This is a genomic window from Paenibacillus sediminis, from assembly GCF_017873765.1.
In the GTDB taxonomy this organism is placed as follows: Bacteria; Bacillota; Bacilli; order Paenibacillales; family Paenibacillaceae; genus Paenibacillus_AG; species Paenibacillus_AG sediminis.
The window spans coordinates 1-3,708 of record NZ_JAGGKP010000023.1 but is presented as its reverse complement, the minus strand read 5'-3'; the positions used below and the strand labels follow the sequence as shown (position 1 = coordinate 3,708).

4 protein-coding genes are annotated in these 3,708 nt (G+C 39.9%); all 4 read right to left on the bottom strand.

Features of this window, described 5'->3' with window-relative positions:
- Nucleotides 1-330: 330 nt before the first annotated feature.
- Nucleotides 331-744 carry a hypothetical protein gene (locus J2Z20_RS17720; RefSeq protein WP_209853402.1) on the bottom strand — a complete coding sequence of 138 codons (414 nt, stop codon included), beginning with the start codon at nt 742-744 and terminating at the stop codon, nt 331-333.
- A gap of 329 nt (nt 745-1,073) precedes the next feature.
- Nucleotides 1,074-1,592 carry a tetratricopeptide repeat protein gene (locus J2Z20_RS17715; protein ID WP_209853400.1) on the bottom strand — a complete coding sequence of 173 codons (519 nt, stop codon included), beginning with the start codon at nt 1,590-1,592 and terminating at the stop codon, nt 1,074-1,076.
- A gap of 366 nt (nt 1,593-1,958) precedes the next feature.
- Nucleotides 1,959-2,342 (bottom strand): hypothetical protein, encoded by a 384-nt coding sequence (locus tag J2Z20_RS17710; RefSeq protein WP_209853398.1) that lies wholly within the window; start codon nt 2,340-2,342, stop codon nt 1,959-1,961.
- An 806-nt stretch (nt 2,343-3,148) separates the two neighbouring features.
- A complete protein-coding gene (locus J2Z20_RS17705) occupies nt 3,149-3,553 on the bottom strand; it encodes a DUF6188 family protein (protein WP_209853396.1) in 405 nt (134 codons plus the stop codon).
- Between the last annotated feature and the right edge of the window lie 155 nt (nt 3,554-3,708).

Genomic DNA, 3,708 nt, shown 5'->3' with positions numbered 1-3,708 from the left:
AATCAGACCAATTGATGCCCCTACAGTAGTTGCTCCCATTATTTGATCTTCTCCTTTTGATCTTGTTTTAATTGTGCGGATCTTTCAGATAACGTTCCTTGTATTCACGACGCCGCACCACCTTAAGGTCACGAAGTGACCGGCCGCGATGCGGTTAGGTGGTGCGGGTGTGTCCGGCTGAATCTTCTTCCTGCTACTGCCAATTACCTCATCGAATCCGCTTCTAACTTCTGACGGACCGAGGGGCGAATGCCCCGATGCGTGAATATGGTGTTATGTGATGCTGCCTCTTCATTGGAATACTCAAACATTAATTTCTAATAATTTAATTCATGATTTCGTTGATTTTACAAATATTAGATCTAATATCAAATGAATTAATCCTGTGAATAATACAGAGAAAGTCATTATTCCATAAAAGTGTTCAAATGGAAGTACGATTACTGTTGGTAAAAGAACTTGAACTATAAAAGATAAGGGAATTTGGAATAATTTCCTTTGGATTGATTTGTGATCAGCTATAAATGACAAAGGGAAAATCAGTAGAAAAAGTACTAATATCACTCCTATTGTCAGTTCAATTAAGTCACTAAATAATAATTCAAAAACAATTAGATAAACTGTACTGGTTATCAAAGCTATGAAAAGTTTTCTAATAATTTTTTTCTTTTCCATGGGGTCTTCTTTTTCTGGTAAATAACTGATAATGATCTCATTTTCCCGATCATTTATGGTTTCTCCCATACTTCACCTCACAACTAGTAATGACTTTGAATTTAGGCAGTTTCACATAACGTTCCTTGTATTCACGACGTCCAACTCCCTTAAGCCCGAAGGGCGGCCGCGATGCGGTTAGGGAGTTGGATGTGTCCGGCTGAATTCACTTCCATGCAAACTGAAATGCCTCGCCGAAACCACTTCTAACTCCTGCCGGACCGAGGGCCGAATGGCCCGAAGCGTGAATATGGTGTTATCGGATGTCAATGCCTTCCTTGAATAACTTACGTAGCCTATTAACGAACTTGGCTTTCCCTATTATGTTGATAACTCCTATTGTCTATTAATCTAACTTATCAGCCACGATCTCCCCAGGTTTCATCGAGATGCTGTGCATAGTATGTAATCGGTTTACTAAAATATTGAAGTTTTTCATCTGAGGTTGTTTCCATCAAATTGGACAAAAGGAGTTCTGTCGACTCTTTGTAGTTACCCGTATTATAGAGTGCTATCGCAAGAAAGACTTGAAGACCTCTATGATAAGGAAACTCTCTTACACCTCGACGTAATGTTTCCTCTGCTTCCTGATAATATCCTAAATATCGATATGTGCTTCCTAGACCAAGTAAAGCTCTTTCGAGATCTGGTCCGGAAAGTCCTTGTTTAAGCGCTTGAACATAAAATGGAATTGCTTCTCGTCCTAATCCTGAATTATCATGAGCAACTGCTGTCTGAAAGTTGATCTCAGCATCGTCCGGGTACTCGTTGATTAAATCTAAAAGCATTGCGCGGACTTTGGCAAGAACGGCTTGATCCTGCTTGGCTCGTCCCTCTTCGCGCAGCTGTATTGCCTTATCCAAACGTTCTCGTTCCATTTCTACATTTTTCCTTTCTATTTTTAAATAATGCTTACAGCTATCTTTTGATCAACATCATAATAAAACTAATAATACGTTACTATGCATATTTGTGCTTTAAACTAACCTGCCAGCAGTTCAGGAGTGATTCTTTTGTTTTGCATTGATTTCCGATAACGTTCCCAGTATTCACGAACCCGAGAGGCTTAAGGCGCCAAGCGCCGGGTCGAAGACTTAGCCTCGCAGTGGTTGTCGCCTGAGTTCACTTCCCTGCTACTGAATTCGCCCCGTTATGAATCCGCTTCTTCTGCTCCTAGGCGACCCAGGGCCTTACAAGGCCCGCAGCGTGAATACGTTGTTAGGTGATGTTGGCCACTTCATTGATTATGCTTGATACATTGTTATTGTCAGTCCATGTTCCCCCATTATCCCCATCCCAAGTTCTATATTTATCTTTCGATCTAGAAATAGATCTTTAATTCTTAATTCCCAGAAGAACTTTAATACATTAGCGAACTCATATACGGCCTCGTCATCATGTATTGAATTACTATTGGGTATCAAAAAGAAGTCTCCTATTGACCAACTATTAACAAATAATTCAATCTGTCTTCGATCATTCTTGAACTGTTCATTTAGACTGTTTAGATTCCCTTGATAAAATTCTGAAATGAATATAAAGCCATCAATCTCTATAATTTCTGGCCACAAAACACTAGCAACTGATAGATGCTGTTCGATGTTACAAGTATTTGCTGCATTATTCATTAGAGAATTTCCCATGATGTTATGAAACCTGTTAAGAACAGTTTCATTGACAATGCCTCTATGAATCATCATAAGTAGCACCTTTTCTTTTTTGTTTTTTATGATTTATTGGCCAATTTCACCTAACGTTCCTTGTATTCACGACGTCCAACTCCCTTAAGCCCGAAGGGCGGCCGCGATGCGGTTAGGGAGATGGATGTGTCCGGCTGAATTCACTTCCATGCAAACTGAAATGCCTCGCCGAAACCACTTCTAACTCCTGCCGGACCGAGGGCCGAATGGCCCGATGCGTGAATATCGTGTTAGACGTAGTGCCTTCTTCGAGCTACTGCCATAATGACTTATTACAAGGTCTTACTTTCCAGTCAGTTCCCGTATGGGAACATTCCTTAGAAATAATTGCTCTTCCTTTAAATCAGTTCCCGAGTGGGAACATTCCTTAGAAAAAATCGACCTTCCTTCAAATCAGTTCCCGAGTGGGAACATTCCTTAGAAAAAATCGATCTTCCTTCTATCAGTTCCCGAGTGGGAACATTCCTTAAGCATCTGCTCTTATCGATCTCATTACCTTGGCACTTGCATTACGTCTAACTGTTCTGTGTTCACGACGTTCATTCCCCTTAGATAGCTCTTATCTTAGGGGGATGGATGTGTCCACAGCTTATACTTCTCCGAATTCACATCTGGGACCGAGGGCGGATGCCCGATGCGTGAACACTTTGTTATATGATGTGGCCGACATCTTGAAATACCCAAGAAATTTCTATTAATCTCTATTAACCATTGTTTATCAAAGTCTTTAATGTTCAATTGGCCAGTGCATAACTTCCTCCAGGAGTAGCTACTAATAGAAATCCTTTAGCGCCACTTAACTGCCAACCTTCATATAAAGAACTTTCATGAAATACATCCAAATAGATATTATTGTCAAATGTTACTGTGAGATCTGAAATCTCCTCGAAATGTGTAACATCTAAAATAGTGTTGTTTAACAAAGCTTCTTCAAATATTACATATGCCTTATCCGTTCTGTCTTCTACTTCAATTTCAGCATTTCCAACAATTATTGAATTTCCCTTTCTTAAGCGCCAAGAGCATTCAATAGTCAAAAAACCTGTTTCAAAAGTAATTATTGGGTACACTCTATTAATTTCTGTAACCCTTTGATTGAGAAATTGACTAAAATTGATATTGCTTTTAGTTCTATTCATGTTTAATTTCCTTTTGAATTTAATGTTTTTATCAGATTTCGGCCATTTCACATAACGTTGTTGTATTCACGACGTCCAACTCCCTTAAGCCCGAAGGGCGGCCGCGATGCGGTTAGGGAGTTGGATGTGTCCGGCTGAATCTGCTTCACTGCAAC